Here is a 26,259-nt window from a genome sequence, read left to right as displayed (position 1 = left end):
GCTGGCTCAATGCGCCTGCGCGTGCAGGATCTGGCCGAGGAACTTGCGGGTTCGCTCGCTCTGCGGCGCCGAGAAGAACTGCTCGGGCGGCGCGACCTCGACGATCTCGCCGGCATCCATGAAGATCACCCGGTCGGCCACCTTGCGGGCGAAGCCCATCTCATGGGTGACGCAGATCATGGTCATGCCGCTCTCCGCGAGCTCCACCATGGTGTCGAGCACTTCACTGACCATTTCGGGATCGAGCGCCGAGGTCGGCTCATCGAACAGCATGATCTTCGGGTTCATGCAGAGCGAACGCGCGATCGCGACGCGCTGCTGCTGCCCGCCCGAAAGCTGGACCGGGTATTTATGCGCCTGCTCGGGGATATGGACGCGTTCCAGGATCTTGCGGGCGTTCGCCTCGGCCTCCGCCTTGGCAATGCCGCGCACCTTCATCGGCGCGAGCGTGCAATTCTCCAGCGCCGTCAGATGCGGAAACAGGTTGAAGCTCTGGAACACCATGCCGATCTCGCGGCGGACATCTTCGATGCCCTTGAGCTTGGCATGGACGGTCGTGCCGTCGATGACGATCTCGCCCTTCTGATGCTCTTCGAGCTGGTTGAGGCAGCGGATCAGCGTCGATTTGCCGGAGCCGGAGGGGCCGCAGACGACGATGCGTTCGCCACGCGACACGGTCAGGTCGATATCGCGCAGGACGTGGAAGTCGCCATAGAACTTGTCGACCTTGCGCATCTCGATCATCACGTCGCCGATCTCATGGTCGGCGGAAGGGGCGGTCGCGGACATCGGGCAAAAACCGTTCTGGATGACAGGCTCTCGAAAGCCCTTGGGGATGCGCCCGGCCGGGGCCGGGCGCATGTCTTGCAGGATCAGAACTGCGGCATCGCCGGCAGCTTGGTCAGCGGAATGCCGAACCACTTCTGGTTGATCTTCGAGAGCTCGCCATTGCCCTCGATCTCGGCGATGAACTTGTTAGAGTACTCGGCAAGCGCCGTGTCCGACTTGCGGAAGGCCATGCCGTTCGCCTGCTCGCGGAGCGTGATCTTCGGCTCGATGTTGAGCTGCGGATAGTCCTTGAGGAGCTGAGCGAGGATGGTGTTGCTCGCGCCCATCGCCTGGACCTGGCCGGAGATCAGCGCCTGCAGCGCGGTCGCATCGTCGTCATAGCGCTTCAGCGGCGTGCCCTGCGGGGCGACGGCGCTGATCGCGGTGTCCTGCGTCGAGGCGCGGGCGACGCTGATCGTGACCTGCTTCAGGTCTTCCGGTGTCTTGACGTTCACGCTCTTGGGCGCGAGCACATAGATCGTCAGCGTGCTGTAGGGGTTCGAGAACAGCACCTGCTTCTGGCGCTCGGCGGTGATGCCGAAGGTGGCGATCAGCACGTCGACCTTGTTGGTCAGCAGATAGGGGATGCGGTTCGGGCCGGTCACCGGCACGAGCTCGAGCTTCACGCCGAGCGACTTGGCGAGCAGGGCTGCGACATCGGCATCGTAGCCGGCCGGCTGCTGCTGGGCGTCCGTGCCGCCGAAGGGCGGATAGTCGGTGAGAACGCCGACCATCAGCTTGCCGCGCGCCTTGATCTCTTCGGGCGTGGCGGCGTGAGCCGGGGCAAGCGAGGCAGCGGCGAGGCCGGCGAAGACCAACGCGCCGAAGCCGCGACGGCAAATCGATTTAAACAGGGACATGGGACGTTCTCCTCTGAGGGTAGGCTGGTATTGCATCAACGCGTTCCGAGCAGGCTCAGCGCGCGGCGACGAGGAGCTTTTGCTCCATTCTCTTGCTGTAGGCCGAGAGCGGCCGGCAGATGATGTAGTAGACCAGCGCGACGAGCGCGAAGATCGTGAAGGGCCGGAAGGTGGCGTTGTTGATGATCTGCGCCGCGCGCGTCAGCTCGACGAAGCCGATGATCGAGGCCAGCGACGTTCCCTTGATGAGCTGCACCAGGAAGCCGATCGTCGGCGGAATCGCGATCCGGACCGCTTGCGGGGCGATGATCAGCGCCATCTTCGGCGCATAGGGCAGGCCGAGCGAGGTCGCCGCCTCCCACTGCCCGCGCGGCACCACCTCGATCGCGCCGCGCCAGATCTCGCCGAGGAAGGCGCTGGCATGGAGCGACAGGCCCAGCGCCGCCGCCGTCCAGGGATCGACCGACCAGCCGAACAGCCCCGGCACGAAGAAGGCGAGGAAGAGCTGCATCAGCAGCGGCGTGCCCTGGAAGACCTTGATGTAGCCGGCTGAGGCGATCCGCAGCCATTTGAATTCGCCGGTCCGGGCGAGCGCCACCAGCAGGCCGCCCAGCGCCCCGCCGAGGAAGGCGACGAAGGACAGCAGCAGCGTCCAGCGCACCGCCATGAGGATGTAGATGATGTCGGCTTGTCCGAGTACGCGCATCGGGGCCTCAGCGGGTTGGCTTGCGCAGGAAGGCGCGCTCGATCCCGGCGAACGCTGTCCAGAAGAAGACGGACAGGCCGAGATACATGCATGTGACGACGAAATAGACCTCGAAGCTGCGGAAGGTGCGCGACTGGATGTCGCCCGCCACCGCCGTCAGCTCGCTGGCCGCGATCGCCGAGCAGACACTGGTGTTCAGCATCAGCAGGATGAACTGGCTGGTGAGCGAGGGATAGATCGCCTGGATCGCCGGCTTCAGGATGATATAGCGGAAGATCTGCAGCGGCCGCATGCCGAGCGACTTGCCCGCCTCGATCTGCCCCTTCTGGATGCTCTCGATGCCGGCGCGGATGATCTCGATGCCGTAGGCGCCGACGTTGACGACCAGCGCCAGCAGTGCCGCCGTGTTCGAGGACATCTTCAGGCCCATCGACGGCAGGCCGAAATAGATCATGAAGATCTGGATCAGGAACGGCGTGTTGCGGATCAGCTCGATATATTCGTCGATGATCCAGCGCAGCCATTTCGGCCCGGAGGTCTTGCCGAGCGCACCCGCGATCGAGACCACCATGCCGATCGCCATCGCCACCGCCGACAGCACGAGCGAATTGAACAGACCCTGCAGCAGCTCGGGCCACGCCGCGAAGACGTCGGCGAAATCGAACTCATAGCTCATGCGGACCGCCCATATGGGGCGGCGAAAGCAGGAATGCCTTCATGCGCCATCCTCATCCCAATCCTCCCGGCCGGCTCGGGCACCGGCTTCTCTCGGCCGTGCCGCAGAATCCCTACAATCGCGGAATCAGCAAGCCGCCATCGGCGTTTATCACCGTCCCTGTCGCATAGGCGAATTGCCCGCTGCTCAGGGCGGCGACGACGGCGGCGACATCCTCGCCCTCGCCCCAGCGCCCGGCCGGGATCAACCCCTCGGCGATGCGCGCATCGTATTTCGCTGCGACCTTCGCGGTCATGTCGGTTCGGATCACGCCCGGCCGCACCTCGAAGACCGGGATGCCCTCCGGCGCGAGCCTGACGGCGAGCGCCTTCGCCCACATCGAGAGGCCGAGCTTCGAGACGCAGTACTGCGCCCGGTCGATCGAGACCAGCTCCGTGCTGGCCGAGGTGACGAAGACCATTGCCGGCCGCTCCGCCTTGCCCGCGAGCATCGCCTTTGCGACCTCCTGGCTGAGGAAAGCTGCGCCGCGCAGATTGACGTCCATGACGACGTCGAAGCTGTCCGGCGTCATCTCCAGCATGTCGCCGCGCACCGGCGCGCCGATGCCGGCATTCGAGACGAAGAGATCGAGCCGGCCGAAGGCGGCTTTCACATCCGCGACGAGGGCGGCATGGCTCTCGACCGCGGCGACGTCATGCCTGAAGAACCGCGCCGCGGCTCCGGCCTCTTCGAAAAGCTTCGACGCCTCGGCGACGGCCTCGTCCTCGGCGATGTCGGTGAAGGCGATGTCATGGCCGACCTTGGCGAGTGCGACGCCGATGGCGCGGCCGATGCCGCGCCTTGCGCCGGTGATCAGGGCGACGGGACGCGTCATCTCATTCCCCCCGATAGAGCGGCGTGCGCTTTTCCTGGAAGGCGGCGACGCCTTCCTTGACGTCTTCGGTATATGAGACGAGCGAACTCGCCAGCGTCTCCATGATCGCGGCGCTATCCTCGTTCTCGGCAGCGTTGATGAGCTGCTTGACGACGAGGTTCGCCACCGGCCCGCGCTGGCTGATGCGCTCGGCCATGGCCTGCGCAGCCGCGAGCGCTCCGCCCTTCTCGACGACCTGATCGACGATTCCGAGTGTGAGCGCCGTCTCGGCCGTGACGATTTCGCCGGTCAGAGCCAGCCTCCTCGCAACCTGTCCGCCCAGCCGCTTCACCAGACGCTGCGTGCCGGACCAGCCCGGGATCATGCCGAGCCCGGTTTCGGGCAGGCCGATCTTGGCCTGAACCTCGCAGATGCGGATATCGGCGGTGACGGCGAGTTCGAGCCCGCCGCCCAGCGCATGGCCGTTCATCGCGGCGATGACCGGCGGCTTCATCCGCGCCAGCTTGTCGAAGACGCGGTGGCCGGCGCGCACCCAGCCCTGCCCCATCTCCAGCGGGGACAATCCGCCCCAGGCGACAATGTCGCCGCCGGCGCAGAAGGCCTTGCCTTCGGCCGTCAAGATGACGGCACGGACCGAGCGATCGGCGTCGATGGCATCGGCGAAGCGGCCGAGCAAACCGACCATGACGTCGTCGAGCGCGTTGAGCTTTTCCGGCCGCGCGAGTGTGATCGTCGCGATGCCGGAGGCGATGTCGAGGCGGACCGGGTCGCTCATGCCGCCCTCGCCGGGACTTCGAGGCCGATCAGGGCTTCATCGAACAAGGCCGCGTCCATCAGCTTCGGCGTTTGCGGCACCAGCAGCGGGAACTCGCTTTGGGCGAGGATATCGCGCTCCAGATCGACGCCGGGCGCGATCTCGGTGACGACGATACCTTCCGGCGTCAGCTTCATCACGCAGCGCTCGGTGATGTAGGTCACGTCCTGCCCCTGGGCGACGGCGCGCGGCCCCGAGAAGGAGATGTGCTCGACCGCATCGACCAGCTTCTTCACCTTGCCCTCCCTCTCGATGACGAGCTTGCCATCCGCGATGGCGAGCTTTGCCGCGGCGCTGAAATAGCCGGAGAAGACGATGCGCTTGGCCCGCGCGGTGATATCGATGAAGCCGCCGGCGCCGGCCGTGACATGCGGCCTGACGCCGAGCTTGGAGACGTTGACGCAGCCCTGCTTGTCGATCTGCAGGAAGGAGAGCAGCGACATGTCGAAGCCCGCCCCCTGGAAATAGGTGAACTGATAGGGCGAGGGCACGATCGCCTCGGCATTGGAGGCACAGCCGAACTGGAACTCGAGCAGCGGCACGCCGCCGACCGCACCCTGCTCGATCACCCAGGTGACGGCGCCGTGCTGGCCCTCCTCGATCAGGATGCGCGGGACATTGGCCGAGATGCCGAAGCCGATATTGACCGCGTCGCCGTAACGCAGCTCCTTCGCCACGCGCCGCGCGATCACCTTGGCGACGTCGAAGGCCGGCGTCTCGAAGCTCGATAGCGGCCGCCGCACCTCGCCGGAGATCGCCGGGTCATAGACGGTCTGCGTCGTCTGCATCTGGTCGGGCGCGACGACGATCGCATCGACGAGGATGCCGGGCACGAAGACCGCTTGCGTGTTGAGGCTGCCGGCCTCGACCACGCGCTTCACCTGCGCGATGACGATGCCGCCATTGTTGCGCACCGCCAGCGCCTGATCGAGCGGGCCGAGCAGGCCGCCCTCATGCTCGTAGGAAAGGTTGCCGCGCTCATCGGCCGTGGTAGCGCGGATGATCGCGATCTTCGGCACGATGCTGCGGAAATAGAGCCAGTCATCGCCATCGAACTCCACGCGGGTAACGATCGGCTCCGCCGCGGCCCGCGCATTCATGGCGCAGCCCTGGTGCTTGGGGTCGACGAAGGTGTCCATGCCGATCTTGGTCAGCACGCCCGGCCGCTTTGCCGCGGCCTCGCGATGCATGTCGAAGAGGATGCCGCTCGGGATGTTGTAGGCGGGGATCTCATCGCCGGTGACCATCTTCCAGATCGCAGGCGGCTCGGCCGAGGACGGGCCGGACGGGTAGGACCCACCCATGATCCGCGCCAGCAGGCCGGGCTTGGCCAGATGGTCGATGCCCTTGACGCCCCACATGTCGCCGGCCGCGATCGGATGCAGCGTCGTCAGGTTGCGTGGATGGCCCGAAGCGTCGAAGCGCCGGCCGATCGCCGCCAGCACAGCGTCGGGGCAGCCGAGACCCGAAGAGGACGAGACGGTGACGATCGCCTCGTCCGGGATCAGGGCAGCGGCTTCGTCGGCGGAGAGGATGCGGGGAAAGGCCATGGTTTTTGTCTCTGGGTGAACGTTTCAGCCGGCGGCGGCCAGCGCGCGCTGATAGGCGCCACAGGATTCGCGGATGACGAGATTGGCGGAGCCGATGAAGGTTTCCGGCTCCGCAGCGGGATCGGCGATCTGTTTCAGCAGCATCGCGGCGGCGCGCTCGCCGAGCCCGACGGCATCGATGGCGATGGTGGTCAACGCCGGCGAGACATGGCGCGCCTCGCTGGTGTCGTCGAAGCCGACGATCGCGATGTCGCGGCCGACGACGAGCCCGTGCCGCGCCGCGGCCAGCATCGCGCCGATGGCGACGACGTCGTTGTAGCAGACCACCGCCGTCGGCCGGTCGCTGAGCGAAAGCACGGAGCCCATCGCGCTGAAGCCGCCGTCGCGCGTCGGCATGCTTTCGAGATTAAGTCCCGGATCGACCGCGTGGCCGGCGGCCTCCATTGCGGTGAGGAAGCCCCGATGCCGCTCCTGCCGGACGACCATCGAGTTCATGCCGCCGAGATAGGCGACGCGCTCATGGCCGAGATTGATCAGATGGCGTGTGATCCGGCTGCCGCCCGCCACGTTCTCCGGCACGACCAAGCCCGCCTGCGCGCCCGGCAGGCGGCGGATCGCCACCAGCAACGCCGTATCGGCGGCCTGGGCCCAGTCGAGATGCTCGGGGCGGGTATCGAGCGCGGGGCAGAGGATGATGCCGCCGGCACCATGCTCGCGCATCATGCGCATCACCTGGTCCTGCCGCACCACGCTCTCGGCGGTGTTGGCCATGAAGGCGACATAGCCTGCCATCTGCAGGACTTTCTCCACGCCGATCGCGAATTCGGCGAAGAACGGGTTTGAGAGATCGTTGAGGACGAGGCCGACGATGCGGGATTGCGCGTTGCGCAGGTTGGCGGCACCGCGATTATAGACATAGCCCAGCCGGTCCATGGCCTGCTGGACCTGCCGGCGCGTCTCGGGCTTGACGCTGCCGCGCCCGGTGAGGACGAGGGAGACCGTCGATTTCGAGACGCCTGCGGCGTCCGCGATCTCGATGATCGTCACCTTCCCCTTGCTGCCTTTCGGCTGCGACATCGTTTCATCCCTGAAGCATCTTGTGTTTTTTCTTATGGAACGTTCCATTATCAGTCTTACGAAAACAATGCAATATCCCTCTTTCAAATGATTTTATGCCCTTGTATAAGGCTGGAAAGGCGTTCTTGAACTGGAACGTTCCAATAAATTACACCGGAGGAAGCGATGGCCGAGATTACCCTGCCCCGCGCGGACGGCAGCAGCGAGCGCTACCGGCTGGCGCCGCCCTCCCCTTATCCCCGCACCGCTCCAGCCAATGGCGTCCGCACCGTCTACGCCGCCGCCCATGTCGTCGCCGACCCGCTGAAGCTGCAGGAGCCCTGGCGCATCCCGGCCGTGGATTGGGACGCGACGCTCGCCTTCCGCCACCACCTCTGGGGTCTCGGCTTCAAGATCGCCGAGGCTATGGACACCTCGCAGCGCGGCATGGGGCTGGATTGGCCGAATGCCGCCGAACTGATTTCCCGCGTTCTCGCCGAGGCCAAGACGACGCCCGGCGCCGATCTCGCCTGCGGCGCCGGCACCGACCAGCTCGATCCGCAGGCCGCGCGTAGCCTCGACGAGGTCATCCGCGCCTATGAGGAGCAGATCGGCCATGTCGAGAAGCATGGCGGCAGGATCATCCTGATGGCGAGCCGCGCGCTCTGCCGCGTCGCGAAAAGCCCGGACGACTACCTCTCCGTCTACGGCCGGCTGATCCGCCAGTGCCGCGGCAAGGTGATCCTGCACTGGCTCGGCGAGATGTTCGATCCCGCGCTCGCCGGCTATTGGGGCAGCCGTGATTTCCACCCCGCCATGGACACGGTGCTGACCCTGATCCGCGAGCACGCCGCAAAGATCGACGGCATCAAGATCTCGCTGCTCGATGCCGGCAAGGAGATCGAGATGCGGCGCCTCCTGCCCGAGGGCGTCGTCATGTATACCGGCGACGACTTCAACTATGCCGAGCTGATCGCAGGCGACGCGCAGGGCTTCTCGCACGGGCTGCTCGGCATCTTCGACCCGATCGCCCCGGCCGCCGCCGCGGCCTTCGCGAAGCTGGAGGCGGGCGACCGGGCCGGCTTCCACGCCATCCTCGATCCCACAGTCGCGCTCTCGCGCAAGCTCTTCGAGGCGCCGACCCAGCATTACAAATGCGGCGTCGTCTTCCTCGCCTGGCTCAACGGCTTCCAGAGCCATTTCCGCATGGTCGGCGGCGCCGAATCCGCGCGCGGCATCCTGCACTATGCCGATCTCTTCCGCCTCGCCGATCAGTCCGGGCTCTTCGTCGATCCCGATCTGGCAGCCCGCCGCATGGCGCATCTCTGTGCCCTCAACGGCGTCGCCTGAGGAGGAAACGAGCCATGCACGCCCCCCTGCTCGACATCGAGATCTACGACCAGATCCGCGAGACCGCCCGGCGCTTTGCCGAAGAGGTCGTCAAACCCTTCGCCGCCGATCTCGACCGCGACGAGACCTTCCCCGCCGAGATCTACGCCCGAATGGGTGAGCTCGGCCTGTTCGGCATCACCGTGCCGGAGGAGCATGGCGGCGCCGGGCTCGACACCTTCGCCTATGCGATCGTGATGGAGGAATTGTCGCGCGGCTACGCCTCGATCGCCGATCAATGCGGCGTCGTCGAATTGATCGGCACGCTGCTCACCCGCTACGGCACGCCCGAACAGCTCAAACGCCTGCCGGATATCATCGCAGCCAGGACCCGCATCGCCTATTGCCTGACCGAGGCCGAGGCCGGCTCCGACCTCTCCAACGTCCGCACCACCGCGCGCGAGACGGCGGATGGCTACGTCATCGACGGCAGCAAGCTCTGGATCCACAACGCGCCTGTCGCCGATCTCGGCTTCGTGCTGGCCTCGACCGACCCCACCGCCGGCCATCGCGGCATGAGCATCTTCCTGGTCGACCTCCATGCGCCCGGCGTCTCGCGCGGGCCGAAGGAGCACAAGATGGGCCAGCGCGCCAGCCAGGTCGGCGGGCTCAATTTCGACGGCGTCACCGTCCCGCGCGAGGCCCTGCTCGGCCCGAAGGGGCGCGGCTTCCACACCATGATGAGCGTGTTGGAGAAGGGCCGCGTCGGCATCGCCGCGCTTGCGACCGGCATCGCGCAGGCCGGGCTCGAGGCCGCGCTCGGCTACGCCCGCGACCGGCGCCAGTTCGGCAAGCCGATCCTCGACAATCAGGGCCTGCAATGGATGCTGGCGGATATGGCCAAGGACATCGCCGCCGCCCGCGCCTTGACCGAGCGGGCCGCGCTCCTGATCGACCACGGCAAGCCCGCGACCTCCTCCTCCTCGATGGCGAAATGCTTCGCCAGCGACATGGCCGTGGCGCAGACCGCCAACGCCGTCCAGATCTTCGGCGGCTCCGGCTATATCCGCGGTTTCGAGGTCGAGCGGCTTTACCGCGACGCCAAGATCACGCAAATCTACGAGGGCACGAACCAGATCCAGCGCACCATCATCGCGAAGGAACTGATCAAGGCCGCGCAATAGAGCGAGCTTGCCCCAAAAGGGCTCGACACCTTCCCCTCCCTCCCCGCCTCAACGCGTGGCGCTCGACATTCGCCGCCAATCGCGGTCCGCTGCCGAAAAGCGAATCCCGTTGCAGCGGGATTCGCCGAGATCATTCGGGAGGATCAGGGGATGAAGACGATCAAGGGACCGGCGATCTTCCTCGCCCAGTTCGCTGGCGACGCAGCGCCGTTCGACAGCTTGGCAGATATCGCCCGCTGGGCGGCAGGGCATGGCTACAAGGGCGTCCAGATTCCGAGTTGGGATGCACGGCTGTTCGACCTCGCGCGCGCCGCCGAGAGCAAGACCTATTGCGATGAGGTGCAAGGCATTCTCAGCGAGGCCGGCGTCGCGCTGACCGAACTCTCCACCCATCTCCAGGGCCAGCTCGTCGCTGTCCACCCGGCCTACGATCTCGCCTTCGACGGCTTCGCCGCCCCGCAGGTGCGCGGCAATCCGAAGGCCCGGCAGGAATGGGCGGCGCAGCAATTGCGGCTGGCCGCAAAGGCCTCCCGCAATCTCGGCCTTTCAGCTCACGCGACCTTCTCCGGCGCGCTGGCCTGGCCCTTCATCTACCCCTGGCCGCAGCGGCCGGCCGGGCTTGTCGAGACCGCTTTCGAAGAGCTGGGCAAACGCTGGCGCCCGATCCTCGATGCCTTCGACGAGGCGGGCGTCGACCTCTGCTACGAGCTGCATCCGGGCGAGGATTTGCACGACGGCATCACCTTCGAGATGTTCCTGGAGCAGGTCGGCAACCATCCGCGCTGCAACATCCTCTACGACCCCAGCCATTTCCTGCTGCAGCAGCTCGACTACCTGTCCTTCATCGACATCTATCACCAGCGCATTCGCATGTTCCATGTGAAGGACGCCGAGTTCAATCCGAGCGGCCGGCAGGGCGTCTACTCCGGCTTTCAGCCCTGGGCGCAGCGTGCCGGGCGGTTCCGTTCCCTCGGCGACGGCCAGATCGATTTCGGGGCGATCTTCTCGAAGCTGACGCAGCATGATTTCGACGGCTGGGCCGTGCTCGAATGGGAATGCTGCATCAAGGATTCCGAGCAGGGAGCAGCGGAAGGAGCGCCCTTCATTGCCAGCCACCTGATCAATGTCGCCGCGCGGGCCTTCGATGATTTCGCCGCCAGCGGCATCGACCTTGCCGCCAATCGTGCGCTGCTGGGGATAGGCTGACGACGTTCGGGAAACGCGGCCTCGCGCAGGCCGCGCCTTGAGCATGCGGAAACGTCAGGCTGTCAGCACGACGACGTCGTCCTGCCGGGCAAAGAAACTGTCCGGATGGCAGCGCCGCAGATTGGCCTCGCGCAGCTCGAGCTCCGGATCGGGCAGGTCCGGCGAATGATGCACGCAGGCAAGGCGCTTCGCGCCGGCGCACGCCAGCAGACGCAGCCCCGCTTGCCAGGTCGAGTGTCCCCAGCCGCGGTGAGGTTCGTAGTCGATCGCTTCGTCCCACATCGCGTCGTAGACGATGAGGTCGGCACCGCAGCAGAAGGCGATGAGATCGGGTTCCGGATCGCCGGCTGCATGCTCGTGGTCGGTCAGGATCACCAGCGTCCCGCCGCCATCGCGAAACCGGAAGCCAGCTGCGCAGGGATCATGCCGCAGCGCGATCGTCGCGATTTCAAGTCCCGAAAAGCCGAGTTCGTCACCCGGCGCAAAGCACGAGAAGCGAGGCTTGCCGGGAGCCTGCGTCAAGCCGACGGGGAAGAACGGCTCGGCAAACAGCGTCGATAGCTGCGCACCGGGATCGGCTGCCATGCAAGCCGGCACATGCATCGCGATCTCGCCCCGCATGCGCCAGAGCGGCGCGAACGCAGCCAGACCTATGACGTGGTCGAGATGCAAATGGCTGAGAAGAAGCGTCGCATCGCCCTCCTCAATGGCGGCCATGGCCTGCCCGAGCCGGCGCAATCCGGAACCAGCATCGACGATGATCCGGCTCCCGGCGATTTTGATCTCGAAGCACGTCGTATCGCCGCCGAAGCGCTCATAACAGCGGCCGGAGACCGGCATCGATCCGCGCGTACCCCAGAAGCGGATGCCGAAGCCGCAGTCGAGCAGCCCCACTGTTTCAGTCACGTTCCGAACCATCGGGGTCGCGCTTGGAGACGATCGCGACGTTGTCCTGGAGCCGTTTGACCATCAACCGCATGACGGACAACGTCATGTCCGGGAATTCTTCCAGCAAAGCGACGAACACCTCTTTGCGAAGCTTCAATGCCGTCAGCTCGCTGGTAGCACGGATGGTCGCCGATCGCACCTCGCCGGTGACGACGCCCATTTCGCCGACGATCGCAGGTGCTTCGATATGGGAGACGCGAACCGGCTTTTCCGGAGGCCCGATCAGGACGTCCGCTGTGCCGGCTATCACGACATAGGCCGAGTTGGATTCGGCGCCCTGCTCGAACAGCGGATCGCCCGCGGCGAAAACGGTTCGCTCGCTGGTGAAGGCCAGCAGCTTGATGCGCGCGAGATCGAGATTGGCGAAGATCGGGACGGCTCTCAACGCGCGGACATCATCGCGCTCGCCGCTCTCGCCTTCGGCCGGGAGCGCGGCGGCTGCAGGTTGCGTGCCGGGAACCGGGCGCAATCTGGCGCCGTCGAAGACCACGGAAATGTCCATCGGCACCTCGCCATCATACTCGCGTGCGACGACGATCAGGGTGCGGCCCTTCATGGCCTCGCGAAGGCGTCTCAGGATGGCTTTGCCCTCGGTCGGGCTCAAGCTGCTCAAGGCGTTGTCCAGGATCAGCAGTGATGGGCGTTTGATCAGGCAGCGCGCCAGCGCGACCTGGGTCTTGACCGCCGGAAAAAGCAGACGGCCAGCATAGCCCGCGGGCTGCGCCAGACCGATCCGATACACCTCGCGATCCAGTCCGAGATCGGCCAGGGCATCGCGAATGGCCTCGTCGACGCGCTCGCGCGTGCCGGCGCTGGCCTGGGTGACCCGGCCGAAGATAAGGTTCTCCCGGATCGATACGGCTCCCCATTCATTGGAGTCGTAGAAGTCGATGATCCCTGCACCGTCCTGCGAAATGCGTGCGCGGAAGGCCTGACGCGCCAGCAGGATGCGTCCCTCCATCTCCTCGTCGAGAAGACCCAGCCGGTGTTCCGGCTCGACATAGAGCAACGACAACCCCACGAAGCTGGTCCGGTCGGCTTCGCCCATCTGTCCGGCATCCGCCCGCGCAAGACGCTCGCGATAGGCGGGGAACTCCTCGGCCGCGATGAAGGAAAAGCTTTCGAACAGGAGGTGATCAGGCGTCAGATCCGAGAAGATTTCGAGCATGGTCGCGGCGATGCGCTGGCCGATCATCGTCAGATCGTCGGTCAACGCGAGCGCCTCGAGCACGTCCCGGGCGAGATCGTATTCAGCCAGCTTCGCCCCGCTGATCGCCGTCTTGTTCGGAACGCCGAAGAGGATGTTCTCTCCGATCGTGGCCGTGCGGATGTACCGAGCCGGATCATAGGGCTCGACGGCATCCCCAGCGCCTCGGGCGGCCAAAGCCCCGCGGATATGCGCCCTGATCGCCGGCAAACTGGCAATCAGTGAAGTGACTTCATCAGCCACGGACTTGCTCGCAAGGCCATGGCGGAACACGGCGTCGGAAAGGCCGACGATGCGCAATACCGCGGCCAGGTGCGTCTCCAAGGCCTCTTCGTCGGTCGGCGTCGAAGCCGCGCCACCGCTCATCCGGTCGACATCGGGGTCGGCCTGAGAGCCCGGGCCGCGCAGGCCGTAGACGATGTTGTCGCGCAGCGTTCCGTCGAAGATCGCTGGCTCGGCGCCCGCATAGGCGATGCAGCGACCGCGTGCCTCTTGCGAGATCGCGTCTATCGAGGCATCGCCGATCTTGAGCGACCCATCGCTCGGAGTGAGCCGTCCGCCGAGAATACGGGCAAGGCAACCGGCACCTTCGCCCGTTCCCGACAGCATGATGTGTTGCTTCAGCGGCAAAGCGAGGGAGATCCGGTCGAGCATGCGATCTCCCGTCGCGCTGATGGCCGTGAGCCCTTGCGCAGCGATCATGCCCGTTTCCGGAAGCTGGTCGAAGACGGGCTCTGCCGCCTGAATTCCAGCCTGAACCGAGGGAGTGGCGAGAGCGAACTGTTCCGTGACCTGTTGAAACTTGGCTTCGGCATCCAGCCTCTGCTGGTCCCAGTCGATGAGATCCTTCACGGGCGGTGGCAGATCACGATAGGCGGCGATCACCGCCACGAGTTGGCCGATCCCGAGACTTCCGGTCAGGGCCGCGTAGCCGCCGATCGTGTAGAACAGGAACGGTGTTATCTGAGCCATGAGGTTGTTGAGGGCCTTGACCGCGAATTTCCGCCCGTAAAGCCGGTAGCGAATACCGAACAGAGCTTCGAGCCTTTGTGCGACCAGCCCGCGTTCCAGCGCGGCGGTGCCATGGTTCGAAACCTCGTCCAGAGTCTCGACCACCTCGCCGATCTTCCCGGCCAGGGCGCGGGAGGCGATCTGGCGCTGCTTGCCGAGCCGGATCTGCTCTCGCCGCAATCGCGGAATGACCAGCATCTGCGATGAAATCATCAAGATGGCGACAATGCCGAGCAGCGTATTCTGCACCAGGATGAAGACGAGCGCGGTCATCGCCTGCCCGCCCAGGAAGACGGGCTGGACGAAGGCGTCGCCGACGAAACCGCCGATCGGTTCGACTTCGTCCTTGATGATGGAGGCCGCCTCGGCCGGCTTCAAACGCTGCCGTTGTTCCGGCGTCGACGAAAGCAGGGATGAGAACAGGCCGAAACGCAGGCGCTGCAACAGCCTTTCGCCAAGCGCCCCTTTCCTCATATTGATGACGTATTTGAAATACCCATTGATGAATATCAAAACGAGAAACGCAAAAGATAATATAAAGAGATACGATATGCGACTTACTGCGATTCCGTTGGATTTTATCTCGAAGCCAAAAGCGTTAATTCCGGAATTGAACGGCAGGATATTTACATATCCGCCTCCGTTCGGAAAATCCTTCCCCTGCAAAGCACCTGAGATAATATATTTAGGCAATTCGAGGGAGAGATAATAAAACGGAAGAGATATGACGACGATCGCAATAATACCTATCTGTTGCCGATAGCTGTTGCGCCAGACATAGGCAAACAGGCGGCTCGGGGCAGGCATTATGTGGATCGAGCCAAGCTGTGTGCCAATTTCGAAGCCCCTCACCACGGCGACTATCGCGTATTCTGGATGAAGGCAGGAATTCGGTCTCGCGCGCTATGCCGGCGGTCGCTATGAGCCGGAACGTTCCTGAGACCGAAGGATCGCAAGGCTATGCAAGGCGGCTTCAGGCCAACGAATACTTTCGAAGATACAGTATCCCGATAGCGATCTATACCCTAAAGTAAGGCACGAATATTTCAAGCCATATCGCGCCGCCCGCGACGCCGCCTTGCGGCCGAAACGCCGATCGCTTCAGGCCCGGGCTTCCACGCGCCCGGCGAAGCGCGTCGGTCTCGAAACCGATCGCGCACCGTTGACGAAGAACGGATCGGGCGCGGGGGCTTTCCCTCCCCGACGCCCGTGATGTCGCAGCCGGCAGCCAAAGCCGACGCGGTCTAGATTCTCGGTTCGCCGAGCGACAGCATCAGCCGGTTGGCCCAATTGAAGAACGCGGCCGAATGGATCAGATCGGCGATCGCGAGATCATCGAGGCCGAGATCGCGCAGCTTGCGCACATGCTCGGGGCCGAACGCGACCGGAGTTGCCGTCAGCGCCACGGACGCCTCGATCACCGCATTCCAGAGCGGATCGATGTCGGCGCCGACGCCTTCGTCGAGCAGGCGCTGAACCTCGTCCCGGCGCTTCGAATAGGTGCTCGCGAAGCGCGCATGGACCGAAGCGCAGTAGATGCAGCCATTGCTGCGCGAAACCGCCGCCGCCGCCAGCTCCCGCTCGGCGCGCGGCAGCCCGGCGCGGGTGTTGTAGAAGATGTCCTTGTCCGCCAGCGTGCGGAATCGCAGGATATCGGGATCATGCGCGAGCAGACTGAAATAGGCGCTCTTGGCCCGAGCGATATCGACCAGCCCTTCCTTCTGGCGATCGGTCAGCGCCTCTTCCGCGACAGGATCGAGCCATGCTTCCCAGCCCAGCTCGGCCTGGGTGAAGGCGTTCGGTGCGGCGGCGATCGGGCGTTCGAGTGTGGTGTCGGTCATAGCTTCACTCCGTCGAGGCGGAATTCAAAGGCCGAGCACGCGCAGGCCATGCGCGGCGCGGATCTGGAAGGAGAGGAAGGCGACGATCTGCGAGAGCGTCACGATAGCCGATGTGCTCCAGCCGGCAGCCAGCAAAGCATCGAAATCCGAGGCTTTGGCGTCGCGTGGATGAAAGACCAGAGCATGCGTATGCTCCAGCGCAGCGGCGAGACGATCGCCCAGCTCGGCCCGCTCGGCGGCCGCGATAGAGAGAACCGGCCCGGCGGTGTCCTCCTGCGACAGCGGGCCAGGTGGATATGCGCCGTACGGCCCACGCGTCGCGGCACGCTCGGCTTGCCCACGGATGAGCTCCGCGAGCGCTGACCCTCCGGGTTGCTGCCCGAGCAGCTCAAGATAGTGTTTCGAGGCCGCATCGTCGCCGTGAAGCAGCGCGACGAAGCTCGCCACCGCGAAACGTTCGCCAGGCGCCGCGCCGGTCTCGTCCTTGGCCTCGAACAGCGCCTCATAGCTCGCCTGTGCGTTGCCACGAGTCTCCGGGCGCTCGCGTCGCAGGGCATCGAGCCACGAGCCTCCGGCGATGCCGGCAAGGCGGTCGAGCACATCGATTGTCTGCTGGTTACTCATGGCGGGTTCCTCATGCCTGGGCGGGGTTCGCGCCCGCCGGCTGGCGGGGCAGTTCGCGCTGTGGTGCGAGCGGGTCGCGCCTGCGCCAGCCGAGGGCCGGCGCAACCTCCTGCGCGGTCAGCTCGATCGAGCGCAGGGTCAGCGAATGCGGCGGGTCGACCGAATGGACCTGAAAGACGATATCCGTGACGCGCGGCAACACCGTGTCGGCAGCAAGCGAAGCAACCACATCCTCGGGCGTGCCGACATGGGTGTCCAGGGTCTTGATCAGCCCTGGCAGGCTGCGGTCAGCGATCTGGTGGCCGCTGGCAATGAAGCGATCGAGCACGCGGTTGAGGCCATGCTCGGCATGTCTCAACGCTTCCTGCCGGCTGTCGGCGACGAAGAGTGAGCGTGAGGCCATGATACGCGGCGCAGCGCCTCTCGGCAGGTTGGCGAGATAGGCGTCGACGATCGGGTGCTGGATTTCGGGCAGCGTCGCCTGCGGATTGCCGGGGCTGCGCGGCTGCGTCCGGGAGAGCATGAGCCCCGCCCCGGCCTTGCCGATGCGCTCAGCGCCGGCGGCGGAAAAGGTCGCGTGCCAGACCCTGTCGGCCAGCGTTCCGGCCTCGGGGTAGAGCCTGTTTCGGTCGTGGCCGAGCGCTGCGCCGCCCCAGGCTTCCAGCAGGCGTTCGAGCTTGTCCGCGAAGATTGCGGTGCGCTGTTCCTTATCGAGCCCGAAAGCGAGGAAGGTCTCGGGCGTCGCGCCGGTGCCGAGACCGACTTCCAGTCGACCGCCAGAGAGCAGATCCACGACCACCGTATCCTCGGCCGTGCGGACAGGGTCCTCCATCGGCAGGATGATGATGCCGGTGCCGAGCCTGATCGTGCTGGTCCTGGCCGCGACATAGGCCAGGAACGGCAGGGGCGAAGGCAGCCCGCCCTCGTCGCGGTGGAAATGATGCTGCGCCACCCAGGCGCTGTCGAAGCCGTGCCGCTCTGCATGTACGATCTGCTCGGTTGCGAGCCGGTAGCGCTCGCCGGCCGGCGCATCGTCGAGAAGGCGGGTGAAGAAACCCAGGCGTTTCGCGCTCATGCCGCCTCCGCGCCGCCGAGATAGGCGTCCCTGATCCTGGCATCGACCAGGAGATCGGCGGCCCTGCCTTCAAGCACGATGCGGCCGGTCTGCAGGACATAGCCGCGATGGGCGATCCGGAGGGCGAGGCTCGCATTCTGCTCGACCATGAAGATGGCGACACCCTGGCCGTTGATGTCGCGGATCAGCTCCAGCACCCGGTCGACCCACAGCGGCGAGAGGCCCATCGTCGGCTCGTCCATGATGACGATGCGCGGCCGGCCCATCAATGCACGCGCCATAGCCACCATCTGCTGCTCGCCGCCCGAAAGCGTACCCGCCTGCTGGCTCAGGCGCTGCGCCACGCGCGGAAACAACGGCAGTATGCGTTCGAGATCGGCCGCGATGCCGGCCTTGTCGTCGCGCACGAAAGCCCCCATCAGCAGATTTTCGCGCACGCTCATCGCGCCGAACAGGCGGCGCGCCTCCGGCACGGTGCCGATCCCGAGACGCACGATCTGCGGCGTCTTGAGCTTCAGCGTCGAGATGCCGTCGACCAGAACGTCACCCGCTGCCGGCTTCACCAGCCCGAGGATGAGCTTCATCGTCGTCGATTTACCGCTGGCATTGCCGCCGAGCAGGCTGACGATCTCGCCCTGCCCGACATGCAGCGATAGCGCGAAATGGGCCTGCACGGGGCCGTAGAAGGTATCGACGTCCTTCAGCGCGAGAATGGGGCGGGTCTGGCTCTGGGTCATGGCAATCCCTTCATGCGGAAAGGGAAAGCGGCTGCGCCCCAGCCGCCGTTGGCTCGGCCGCCGAGCTTGTGGTCCCGACGCTGCCATGGCCGAGATAGGCCTCGATCACCTTCGGATCGCTGCGCACCGCGAGCGGTTCGCCTTCGGCGATCGTCTTGCCGTCGTCGAGCACGACGACACGGTCGGAGAGGCGCATCACCATGTCCAGCTTGTGCTCGATCAGCAGGATGGTCTGCCCGCGCGCCTTGAGATCGGCGATGATCTCGAGCATCTCCGCCGTCTCGGTCTGGTTCATGCCGGCGGTCGGCTCGTCGAGCAGCAGGAGCTTCGGCCTCGCGGCGAGCGCACGCGCGATCTCGACGCGGCGCCGGTTGGCGTAGGAGAGGCTGTAGGCCGGCTGGTCGATGCGCGGCAGCAGCCGGTCGCCGAAGATCGCCAGGATCTCGCGGACCTCCTCGCGCAGCGCCGCTTCCTCCGCCTTGACCGAAGGCGGGCGGATCAGCGCCAAAGCGAGTTCCGCCAGCGGGCCGATCACCGGCCAGGCGGGGCGGACGGCCTTGAGGCGGCGATGGGCGCCGACCAGCACGTTGTCGGCGACACTCAGATTGGCGAAGACGCGGCCATGCTGGAAGGTCCGGGCAAGACCGGCGGCCGCCAACGCCTCCGGAGGCTTGCCGGTAATGTCGACGCCATCGAAGCGGATCGAGCCCTCGTCGAGCCGATCGAGCCCGCTGATCAGGTTGAAGGCGGTCGTCTTGCCCGCTCCGTTCGGGCCGATGACGCTGACGAGTTCGCCCTGCGCAATCGACAGATCGACACCCGCTACGGCAGTGAGCCCGCCGAAGCGGCGCACCAGTCCGCGCGCCTCCAGCAGCGGAAGCGGGATGGCCGTGTCGGGCAAGGGGAAGGAGACGGTCACGGGCATCTCCTCAGACGGTTCCGAGCAGGCCCTGCGGCCGGAAGCGGACCAGCAGCAGGAGCGCGATGCCGTAGAGGAGGATGCGGTACTCCGCTGCGACCCGGAACACCTCCGGCAGGCCGATCAGTGCGAGCGAGCCGAGGATGGCGCCGCCGACATTGCCCATGCCGCCGAGGATCGCGATGGTCAGCGCCAGCACCGAGATCTGCGTGTTGAAGGTCTCGTGGTTGATGAAGGAGTACATGTGAGCGGTGAAGGCGCCGCTGATGCCGGCGAAAAAGCCGCCGAAGGCGAAAGCCAGGCCCTTGTAGCGGTTGAGCCCGATGCCGAAGGAGCGCGCCGCCACGTCGTCGTCGCGCACGGCCCTGAGCGTGCGGCCGAGATGCGAACCGAGCAGCCTGACCTGCAGCAGCGCAAGGCCCGCCATCAGCGCGAAGGCGAACCAGTAGATCGCGTTGGTGTCGTAGAGCTCGAAACCAAAGAGCGAGAGCGGTGGAATGCCCGCGACGCCGATAGGCCCGTGCGTCACGCTCTCCCAGTTCAGGATGACAAGCGCGACGATCTCGCCGATGCCGAGCGTGGCGATCGAGACGTAATGGCCGCGCAGCCGAAAGGCTGGGGAGACCAGCAAGGTGCCCAGCCCCGCCGCGGCGAAGCCGCCCAGAAGCAGCGTCAGCCAGACCGGCCAGCCGAAATCCGAGGCGAGCAGCGCCGAAGTATAGCCGCCGATCGCCAGCAGGGCCGCGTGGCCGAGCGAGACCTGGCCGCTGGTGCCGGCGACGAGCGTCAGGCTCAGGCCCAGCAGGGCATAGAGCCACGCATTGGTCAGTGTCTGGATCAGGTAGCCATTGTCGATCAGCAACGGCAGCGCGATGAAGAACGCGGTTGCAGCCGCCAGCAGCGGCACAGGCAGCCGCACCGGCCTACTCGGCGCAACGAAGGTGCCGGTCATCGGCTCGGGCGGGAGCTGGCGACGACTGGCGAAGAGCCCGTTCGGCCGCAGGACGAGGATAACGATCAGCAGGATGAAGGCGAAGAGATTGCGATAGCTCGTGCCGAGCAGCGCGACGCCATAGCTCTCGATCACGCCGAGCAGCAGCGAGCCGACGATCGCGCCCGGTACGTTGCCGACGCCGCCGACCACCTCGGCCACGATGCCCTTCAGCGTCGCCTCGAAGCCCATCGTCGGAGTGATCACATTGTAATACATGCCGACCAGCACGCCGCCGACCCCGCCGAGCGCCGAGGCGATGGCGAAGACGATCATGTTGACCTTGTCGACATCGACACCCATGGCGCGGGCTGCGTCGCGGTCGAGCGCGGTGGCACGCACCGCCCAACCCCATTTCGACAGCTTCAGGAAGGCGAAAAGCGCGCTGGCGGCCGTGATGCCGATGCCGCCGATCAGCAAATCGAGCACGCCGATCGAGCCGCCGCCGATCGCGATGCGCCAGTTCGGCAGCTGCATCGGCACCGAGCGGGGATCGGGGCTGAACAGGATCTGCACGGTCTGGTCGAGCACGAAGCTCAATCCGATCGTCGCGAGCAGTGGCGCGATACGGGGCGCATCGGCCAGCGGCCGGATGCCGAACCTTTCGATCAGGATGCCGAGCCCCGCCGTGAAGGCGACCACGACGAAAAGCGTGACCGGAAAGGGCGTCTGCAGAACCGAGACCGCGACCCAGCCGACATAGGCGCCGACGACATAGACCGAGCCATGAGCGAAATTGATCAGCCGGCTGACACCGAAGATCAGGGCAAGCCCCACCGCCAGCAAGGCGTAGATATTGCCGATGATCAGGCCGTTGATGGTGTGGTCGAACCAGGAGGTCATCGCTGCGTCGGTTCTTGGGATCGTCCGGACGAAAAAACGAGGTCATCCCGGGCTTGACCCGGGATCCATGCCGGAGTGCGCCGATCGAGGCTCAGGCATGGATCCCGGATCGGCGCCGCTGTCGCGGTTTGTCCGGGATGACCCGAGCCTCTTGCGGAAGGCGTTCGAGGCTCAGTTCGTCGCCTTGCCGTCCCAGAGCGTGAAGCGGCCGTTCTTCACGACGAGATCGGCGTTGCGGGCGCCCAACACGCGGCGCGCCTGCGGATCGAAGCTCGCCTTGCCGTAGATCACGCTCGGCACGTCCTTGACCTTGGAGAGCGTGTCTCGGATCGTCCTGCGCTCCAGATCCGGCGCCTCGCGCAACACCTGCCCGAACAGGATCACCGTGTCGTAGGCATAGGCGTTGAAAGCGTCCGGCTCCTTGCCGTACTTCGCCTTGAACGCGTTGACGAAGGTCTGGACTTCCGGCCGCGGATCCTCGGGGAAGAAGCGCGCCGCGGTGAAGACGCCTTCGGACGCATCGCCGCCGAGCTCCACGAATTTGGGAGAATAGATCGAGCTCGAAGCTGCCGCCGGGATGCTCAGGCCGGTCTGCCGGGCCTGGCGCACGATCAGCGCTGCGTCGGCATAGTAGGAGACGAGGAAGAGCCCGTCGGGATTGGCATCGCGTACGCGCACCAGCGTCGAGCGGAAATCCTTTTCCTCGGGCAGGTAGCCCTCGGCCGCGACGACCTCGGCCCCGAGTTGCTTGGCGGCCGCGACGAAGTGGTCCTTGCTGGTGCGGCCCCAGTCCGTGTTGAGATGCAGCACCGCGATCCGCTTGAAGCCCAGGCGCTTGACCGCATAGGCAGCATTGAGCGGCTGCTCGTCGGCCTGGCTGACCGAGTTGCTCCAGATGAAGTCGCCCGGCTTGGTGAAGTCCGGATGCGAATTCGTGAAGCCGAACTGGACGAGGCCGGCGCGCTGGTAGATCGGCGAAGCGGCCATCGAGGCCGGGCTGGCAAAATCGCCGAGCTCCGCGACGATACGCTTGTCGGCGATGAATTTCTGCGCGACGGCGACGGTCTGCTTCGGGTCGCTCTGCGTGTCCTCGAAGATGTAGCGCAGCGGACGGCCCTTGATGCCGCCGCTGCCGTTGATCTGGTCGAGGGCGAGATCGAAGCCTTGCTTCCACTGGGCGCCGTACTGGGCATTGGGGCCGGTCAGCGGGCCGCTGACGCCGAGATAGATCGGTTCGCCATTCGGCTCTGCGGCGAGAACGGCCTCGCCGATAGCCGGCAGGACAAGCGCGGCGCCTCCGGACAGCAATAGCGTACGACGGGTGATCATGACGATGTTCCGCAACAATCCGAGCTGCCGACGACAGCTGCCAGTTGCGGAAAAGACTGCGCCTCGGGTCGGATACCGTCAATGAAACGTTCTTTCAAAAGAACGTTGCATTGGAGATGCAATCTCTCCCATGCGTCATATGAAGAAAATTCCTACCGTACCTGCGGAATAATGCGTCACTTTTTGTTGAATTATTCTCCTCTTCGGGAAGAGATGGGCGCCTGCGCCGGCCATTTGTCCCGTATGACAAACGATCCCTGACCTGCGGCATGCCCTCCGCCACGACGCGGAGCGATGGAGCACCCGGGAACCGCGCGCTCCATCTGATGCGAAGTGCCTCACTCGGCCGCCTGCAACACGGGGGCATCGCTATCGTGCCGCGCCAGCGGGCGGTTGCCCGCCAGCTTGCGCATCAGCACGTAGAAGACCGGCGTCAGGAAGATACCGAAGGCGGTGACGCCGATCATGCCGGCAAAGACCGCGATGCCCATCGCCTGGCGCATCTCGGCGCCCGCGCCCGTCGACGTCACCAGCGGCACTACGCCCATGATGAAGGCGAGCGAGGTCATCAGGATCGGCCGCAGCCGCAGCCGGCTCGCCTCGATCGCGGCCTCGACCGGCGTCCTGCCCTCGAATTCGAGCTCGCGCGCGAATTCGACGATCAGGATCGCGTTCTTGGCCGATAGTCCGACCAGCACGACGAGGCCGATCTGGGTGAAGACGTTGTTGTCTCCGCCCGTGAGCCAGACGCCGGTCAGCGCCGCGAGAAGGCCCATCGGGATGATGAGCAGGATCGCGATCGGCAGCGTCGTGCTCTCGTATTGTGCCGCCAGTACCAGGAAGACGAGCAGGATGGCGACGGGGAAGACGATCACCGCCGAATTGCCAGCCAGGATCTCCTGATAGGTCAGCTCGGTCCACTCGAAGGCGAAGCCCTTGGGCAGGGTTTCGGCTGCAATGCGCTCGACGGCCTCCTGCGCCTGCCCCGAGGAGAAGCCCGGCGCCGGGCCGGCATTGATGTCGGCGGAGAGGAAGCCGTTGTAGCGCATCGCCCGCTCCGGACCCGAATCGGCGCGCACGTTCAGGACCGCGCTGAGCGGGATCATCTCGCCCGCGTTCGAGCGCACCTTCAGCTGCCCGATATTCTCCGGCTGCGCCCGGAAGGGAGCATCGGCCTGGACGCGCACCGTGTAGGTGCGGCCGAAGCGGTTGAAGTCGTTGACATAGGTCGAGCCGAGATAGGTCTGCAGCGTGTCGAATACCTCCGTCACCGGCACGCCGAGCTGGCGGGCCTTGGTGCGGTCGATATCGGCATAGAGCTGCGGCACGTTGACCTGGAAGCTCGAGAACATGCCGGCGATCTCCGGCGCCTGCGCGGCCTTGGCCATGAAGGCCTTGATCGCCTCATCGAGCGCGGGATAGCCGAGGCCGGCGCGATCCTCGATCTGCAGCTTGAAGCCGCCGATGGTGCCGAGGCCCTGCACGGGCGGCGGCGGGAACATCGCGATGAAGGCCTCCTTGATGCCGCCGAACTCCTTGTTGAGCTGCATCGCGATGGCGTTGCCGTTGAGCGAAGGATCCTTGCGCTGGTCGAAGGGCTTCAGGCCGACGAAGACGATGCCGGAGTTGGAGGAGTTGGTGAACCCGTTGATCGAGAGGCCGGGGAAGGAGATCGCGTTCTCGACGCCGGGATGCTTCAGCGCGATCTCGTCCATGCGGCGGATGACATCCTCCGTCCGGTCGAGGGTCGCCGCGTCCGGCAACTGGGCGAAGCCGACGAGGTACTGCTTGTCCTGGCCGGGCACGAAGCCTGATGGTACCGCCTTGAACAGCACGCCGGTCAGGCCGAGCAGCACGACATAGACCGCGAGCATGACCGCGCGATGCGAGATCACCCGGCGCACGCCGCCGCCATAGGCCTCCGAGGAGCGGTTGAAGAAGCGGTTGAAGGCCCGGAAGAACCAGCCGAACAGCTTGTCCATGACGACAGTCAGCCCGTCCTTGGGAGCGTGGTGGCCCTTCAGCAGCAGCGCAGCGAGGGCCGGCGACAGCGTCAGCGAATTGATCGCCGAGATCACCGTCGAGATCGCGATGGTCAGCGCGAACTGGCGGTAGAACTGCCCGGTCAGGCCCGAGATGAAGGCCAGCGGCACGAAGACGGCAACGAGCACCAGCGCGATCGCGATGATCGGGCCGGAGACCTCGCGCATCGCCTTGTAGGTCGCCTCGCGCGGGGAGAGCCCGTTCTCGATGTTGCGCTCGACATTCTCGACCACGACGATCGCATCGTCGACGACGATGCCGATGGCGAGGACAAGGCCGAACAGGCTGAGCGCATTGATCGAGAAGCCCATCACATACATCACCGCGAAGGTGCCGACGACCGAGATCGGCACGGCGACGAGCGGGATGATCGAGGCCCGCCAGGTCTGCAGGAAGACGATGACGACGAGCACGACGAGGGCGATGGCTTCCAGCAGCGTCGAGATGACCGCCTTGATCGAGGCCCGGACGAACTGGGTGGTGTCGTAGACGATCGAGTAGTCCACGCCCTCGGGCATGTTCTGCTTGATCTCGCGCATCACCTCCTGCACGCGGTCGGCGATCGCGATGGCGTTGGAGCCGGGCGCCTGGAAGACCGGCACGGCGACGGCCGACTTGCCGTTGAGCAGCGAGCGCAGCGCGTATTCGGCGGCGCCCAGTTCGATACGGGCGATGTCGCGCAACCGCACGACCGCGCCGTCAGTACCGGTCTTGACGATGATGTCGCCGAACTGCTCCTCGTTCTGGAGCCTGCCCTGGGCATTGACCGAGAGCTGAAGATCGAGACCGGGCGCGTTGGGCGAGGAGCCGATCACGCCCGCCGCGGCCTGGACGTTCTGGGCGCGGATCTCGCGGACGACATCGCCGGGCGAGAGGCCGTGCTCGGCGACCTTCTGCGGATCGAGCCAGACGCGCATCGAATAGTCGCCCGAGCCGAAGAGCTGGACCTGGCCGACACCGTCGATCCGCGCCAGCCGGTCCTTGACGTTCAGCACCGCGTAATTGCGCAGATAGGTCATGTCGTAGCGGCCGTTCGGCGAGGTGATGTGCACCACCATCGTCAGGTCGGGCGAGCTCTTGACCGTGGTGACGCCGAGCCGGCGCACCTCCTCCGGCAGACGCGGCTCGGCCTGGCTGACGCGGTTCTGCACCAGCTGCTGCGCCTTGTCCGGGTCGGTGCCGAGCCGGAAGGTAACGTTCAGCGTCATGACGCCGTCCGTCGTCGCCTGGCTCGACATGTAGAGCATGCCTTCGACGCCGTTGATCTGCTCCTCGATGGGCGTCGCCACGGTCTCGGCGATCACGCGCGGGCTGGCGCCCGGATATTGCGCGCGCACGACCACGGTAGGCGGCACGACTTCCGGATATTCGGAGATCGGCAGAGCCCTGATCGAGAGCAGCCCGGCCAGGAAGATGAGCACGGAGAGCACCGCCGCGAAGATCGGCCGGTCGATGAAGAATTTCGAGAGATTCATGGGACGCCCCCTTGGCGAGCGGCTTGTCGTTGGATGAAAAACGCCGTCATGCTCGGGCTTGACCCGAGCATCTCCCACCGAATGAGGCTCCTTCAGCCTCATCCTGCCTGAGTTTCTCGGGTCTGCGCTCCGC

Annotated in this window: 21 protein-coding genes; 3 read left to right on the top strand and 18 right to left on the bottom strand. The window is 65.6% G+C overall.

Going from position 1 to position 26,259, the window contains the following annotated elements; genetic code table 11:
- Nucleotides 1–6 precede the first annotated feature (6 nt).
- The 8 genes from AC2FAN_RS20925 to AC2FAN_RS20890 all read right to left on the bottom strand — a co-directional run bounded on the left by AC2FAN_RS20925 (nucleotide 7) and on the right by AC2FAN_RS20890 (nucleotide 7,385).
- A complete protein-coding gene (locus tag AC2FAN_RS20925; protein WP_485176149.1) occupies nucleotides 7–789 on the bottom strand; it encodes an amino acid ABC transporter ATP-binding protein in 783 nt (260 codons plus the stop codon).
- Between the two features lie 83 nt (nucleotides 790–872).
- Nucleotides 873–1,688, bottom strand: a complete 816-nt coding sequence (locus AC2FAN_RS20920) for a transporter substrate-binding domain-containing protein (RefSeq protein WP_265050299.1) — start codon at nucleotides 1,686–1,688, stop codon at nucleotides 873–875.
- Nucleotides 1,689–1,743: 55 nt separating this feature from the next.
- Nucleotides 1,744–2,394: an amino acid ABC transporter permease gene (locus AC2FAN_RS20915; protein WP_265050300.1), complete on the bottom strand. Its 651-nt coding sequence runs from the start codon at nucleotides 2,392–2,394 to the stop codon at nucleotides 1,744–1,746.
- 7 nt (nucleotides 2,395–2,401) lie between these two features.
- The gene (locus AC2FAN_RS20910; RefSeq protein ID WP_265050301.1) at nucleotides 2,402–3,070 is read right to left on the bottom strand and encodes an amino acid ABC transporter permease; all 669 of its coding nucleotides are present in this window, start codon (nucleotides 3,068–3,070) and stop codon (nucleotides 2,402–2,404) included.
- 112 nt (nucleotides 3,071–3,182) lie between these two features.
- Entirely contained in the window at nucleotides 3,183–3,944 is a 762-nt protein-coding gene (locus AC2FAN_RS20905; protein WP_265050302.1) for a 3-ketoacyl-ACP reductase, read from the bottom strand.
- 1 nt (nucleotide 3,945) lies between these two features.
- The gene (locus tag AC2FAN_RS20900; RefSeq protein ID WP_265050303.1) at nucleotides 3,946–4,719 is read right to left on the bottom strand and encodes an enoyl-CoA hydratase/isomerase family protein; all 774 of its coding nucleotides are present in this window, start codon (nucleotides 4,717–4,719) and stop codon (nucleotides 3,946–3,948) included.
- A complete protein-coding gene (locus tag AC2FAN_RS20895) occupies nucleotides 4,716–6,308 on the bottom strand; it encodes an acyl CoA:acetate/3-ketoacid CoA transferase (RefSeq protein ID WP_485176147.1) in 1,593 nt (530 codons plus the stop codon). Before AC2FAN_RS20895 ends, AC2FAN_RS20900 begins: the two co-directional genes overlap by 4 nt.
- 24 nt (nucleotides 6,309–6,332) lie before the next feature.
- Complete coding sequence (locus AC2FAN_RS20890) at nucleotides 6,333–7,385, bottom strand: LacI family DNA-binding transcriptional regulator (RefSeq protein WP_265050305.1); 1,053 nt, start codon at nucleotides 7,383–7,385, stop codon at nucleotides 6,333–6,335.
- Nucleotides 7,386–7,550: 165 nt separating this feature from the next.
- Between AC2FAN_RS20890 and AC2FAN_RS20885 the strand changes: the two genes are divergently transcribed.
- The 3 genes from AC2FAN_RS20885 (at nucleotide 7,551) to AC2FAN_RS20875 (ending at nucleotide 11,083) form a co-directional block, all read left to right on the top strand.
- The gene (locus tag AC2FAN_RS20885; RefSeq protein ID WP_485176146.1) at nucleotides 7,551–8,714 is read left to right on the top strand and encodes a dihydrodipicolinate synthase family protein; all 1,164 of its coding nucleotides are present in this window, start codon (nucleotides 7,551–7,553) and stop codon (nucleotides 8,712–8,714) included.
- Nucleotides 8,715–8,728: 14 nt separating this feature from the next.
- Nucleotides 8,729–9,877 carry an acyl-CoA dehydrogenase family protein gene (locus AC2FAN_RS20880; protein WP_485176145.1) on the top strand — a complete coding sequence of 383 codons (1,149 nt, stop codon included), beginning with the start codon at nucleotides 8,729–8,731 and terminating at the stop codon, nucleotides 9,875–9,877.
- Nucleotides 9,878–10,027: 150 nt separating this feature from the next.
- Entirely contained in the window at nucleotides 10,028–11,083 is a 1,056-nt protein-coding gene (locus AC2FAN_RS20875) for a sugar phosphate isomerase/epimerase family protein (protein WP_485176144.1), read from the top strand.
- Nucleotides 11,084–11,137: 54 nt separating this feature from the next.
- Here AC2FAN_RS20875 and AC2FAN_RS20870 read toward each other — a convergent pair whose 3' ends face one another.
- From AC2FAN_RS20870 to AC2FAN_RS20825, 10 genes are all read right to left on the bottom strand, one after another.
- Nucleotides 11,138–11,989, bottom strand: coding sequence for an MBL fold metallo-hydrolase (locus AC2FAN_RS20870; RefSeq protein WP_485176143.1), 852 nt, complete (start codon nucleotides 11,987–11,989; stop codon nucleotides 11,138–11,140).
- On the bottom strand, nucleotides 11,982–12,533 hold the full coding sequence (locus tag AC2FAN_RS20865) for a cyclic nucleotide-binding domain-containing protein (RefSeq protein ID WP_485176265.1): 552 nt from the start codon (nucleotides 12,531–12,533) through the stop codon (nucleotides 11,982–11,984). Before AC2FAN_RS20865 ends, AC2FAN_RS20870 begins: the two co-directional genes overlap by 8 nt.
- A gap of 2,960 nt (nucleotides 12,534–15,493) precedes the next feature.
- On the bottom strand, nucleotides 15,494–16,090 hold the full coding sequence (locus AC2FAN_RS20860; protein WP_485176142.1) for an alkylhydroperoxidase domain protein: 597 nt from the start codon (nucleotides 16,088–16,090) through the stop codon (nucleotides 15,494–15,496).
- Between the two features lie 24 nt (nucleotides 16,091–16,114).
- Nucleotides 16,115–16,714, bottom strand: coding sequence for a CMD domain protein (locus tag AC2FAN_RS20855; RefSeq protein ID WP_485176141.1), 600 nt, complete (start codon nucleotides 16,712–16,714; stop codon nucleotides 16,115–16,117).
- Nucleotides 16,715–16,724: 10 nt separating this feature from the next.
- The gene (locus tag AC2FAN_RS20850) at nucleotides 16,725–17,789 is read right to left on the bottom strand and encodes a putative FMN-dependent luciferase-like monooxygenase (RefSeq protein ID WP_485176140.1); all 1,065 of its coding nucleotides are present in this window, start codon (nucleotides 17,787–17,789) and stop codon (nucleotides 16,725–16,727) included.
- Nucleotides 17,786–18,526: an ABC transporter ATP-binding protein gene (locus AC2FAN_RS20845; protein ID WP_485176139.1), complete on the bottom strand. Its 741-nt coding sequence runs from the start codon at nucleotides 18,524–18,526 to the stop codon at nucleotides 17,786–17,788. Before AC2FAN_RS20845 ends, AC2FAN_RS20850 begins: the two co-directional genes overlap by 4 nt.
- A 10-nt stretch (nucleotides 18,527–18,536) precedes the next feature.
- Entirely contained in the window at nucleotides 18,537–19,412 is an 876-nt protein-coding gene (locus AC2FAN_RS20840; protein ID WP_485176264.1) for an ABC transporter ATP-binding protein, read from the bottom strand.
- A 43-nt stretch (nucleotides 19,413–19,455) separates the two neighbouring features.
- Nucleotides 19,456–21,279 carry an ABC transporter permease gene (locus AC2FAN_RS20835; RefSeq protein WP_485176138.1) on the bottom strand — a complete coding sequence of 608 codons (1,824 nt, stop codon included), beginning with the start codon at nucleotides 21,277–21,279 and terminating at the stop codon, nucleotides 19,456–19,458.
- 171 nt (nucleotides 21,280–21,450) lie between these two features.
- Nucleotides 21,451–22,608, bottom strand: a complete 1,158-nt coding sequence (locus AC2FAN_RS20830; protein WP_485176137.1) for an ABC transporter substrate-binding protein — start codon at nucleotides 22,606–22,608, stop codon at nucleotides 21,451–21,453.
- Between the two features lie 338 nt (nucleotides 22,609–22,946).
- On the bottom strand, nucleotides 22,947–26,126 hold the full coding sequence (locus AC2FAN_RS20825; RefSeq protein ID WP_485176136.1) for an efflux RND transporter permease subunit: 3,180 nt from the start codon (nucleotides 26,124–26,126) through the stop codon (nucleotides 22,947–22,949).
- Nucleotides 26,127–26,259 lie beyond the last annotated feature (133 nt).

Source organism: Allobosea sp. RIT-PG3_2 (assembly GCF_057321085.1).
The sequence above is the reverse complement of the archived record's forward strand: the minus strand, read 5'-3'. Positions and strand labels throughout refer to the sequence as shown.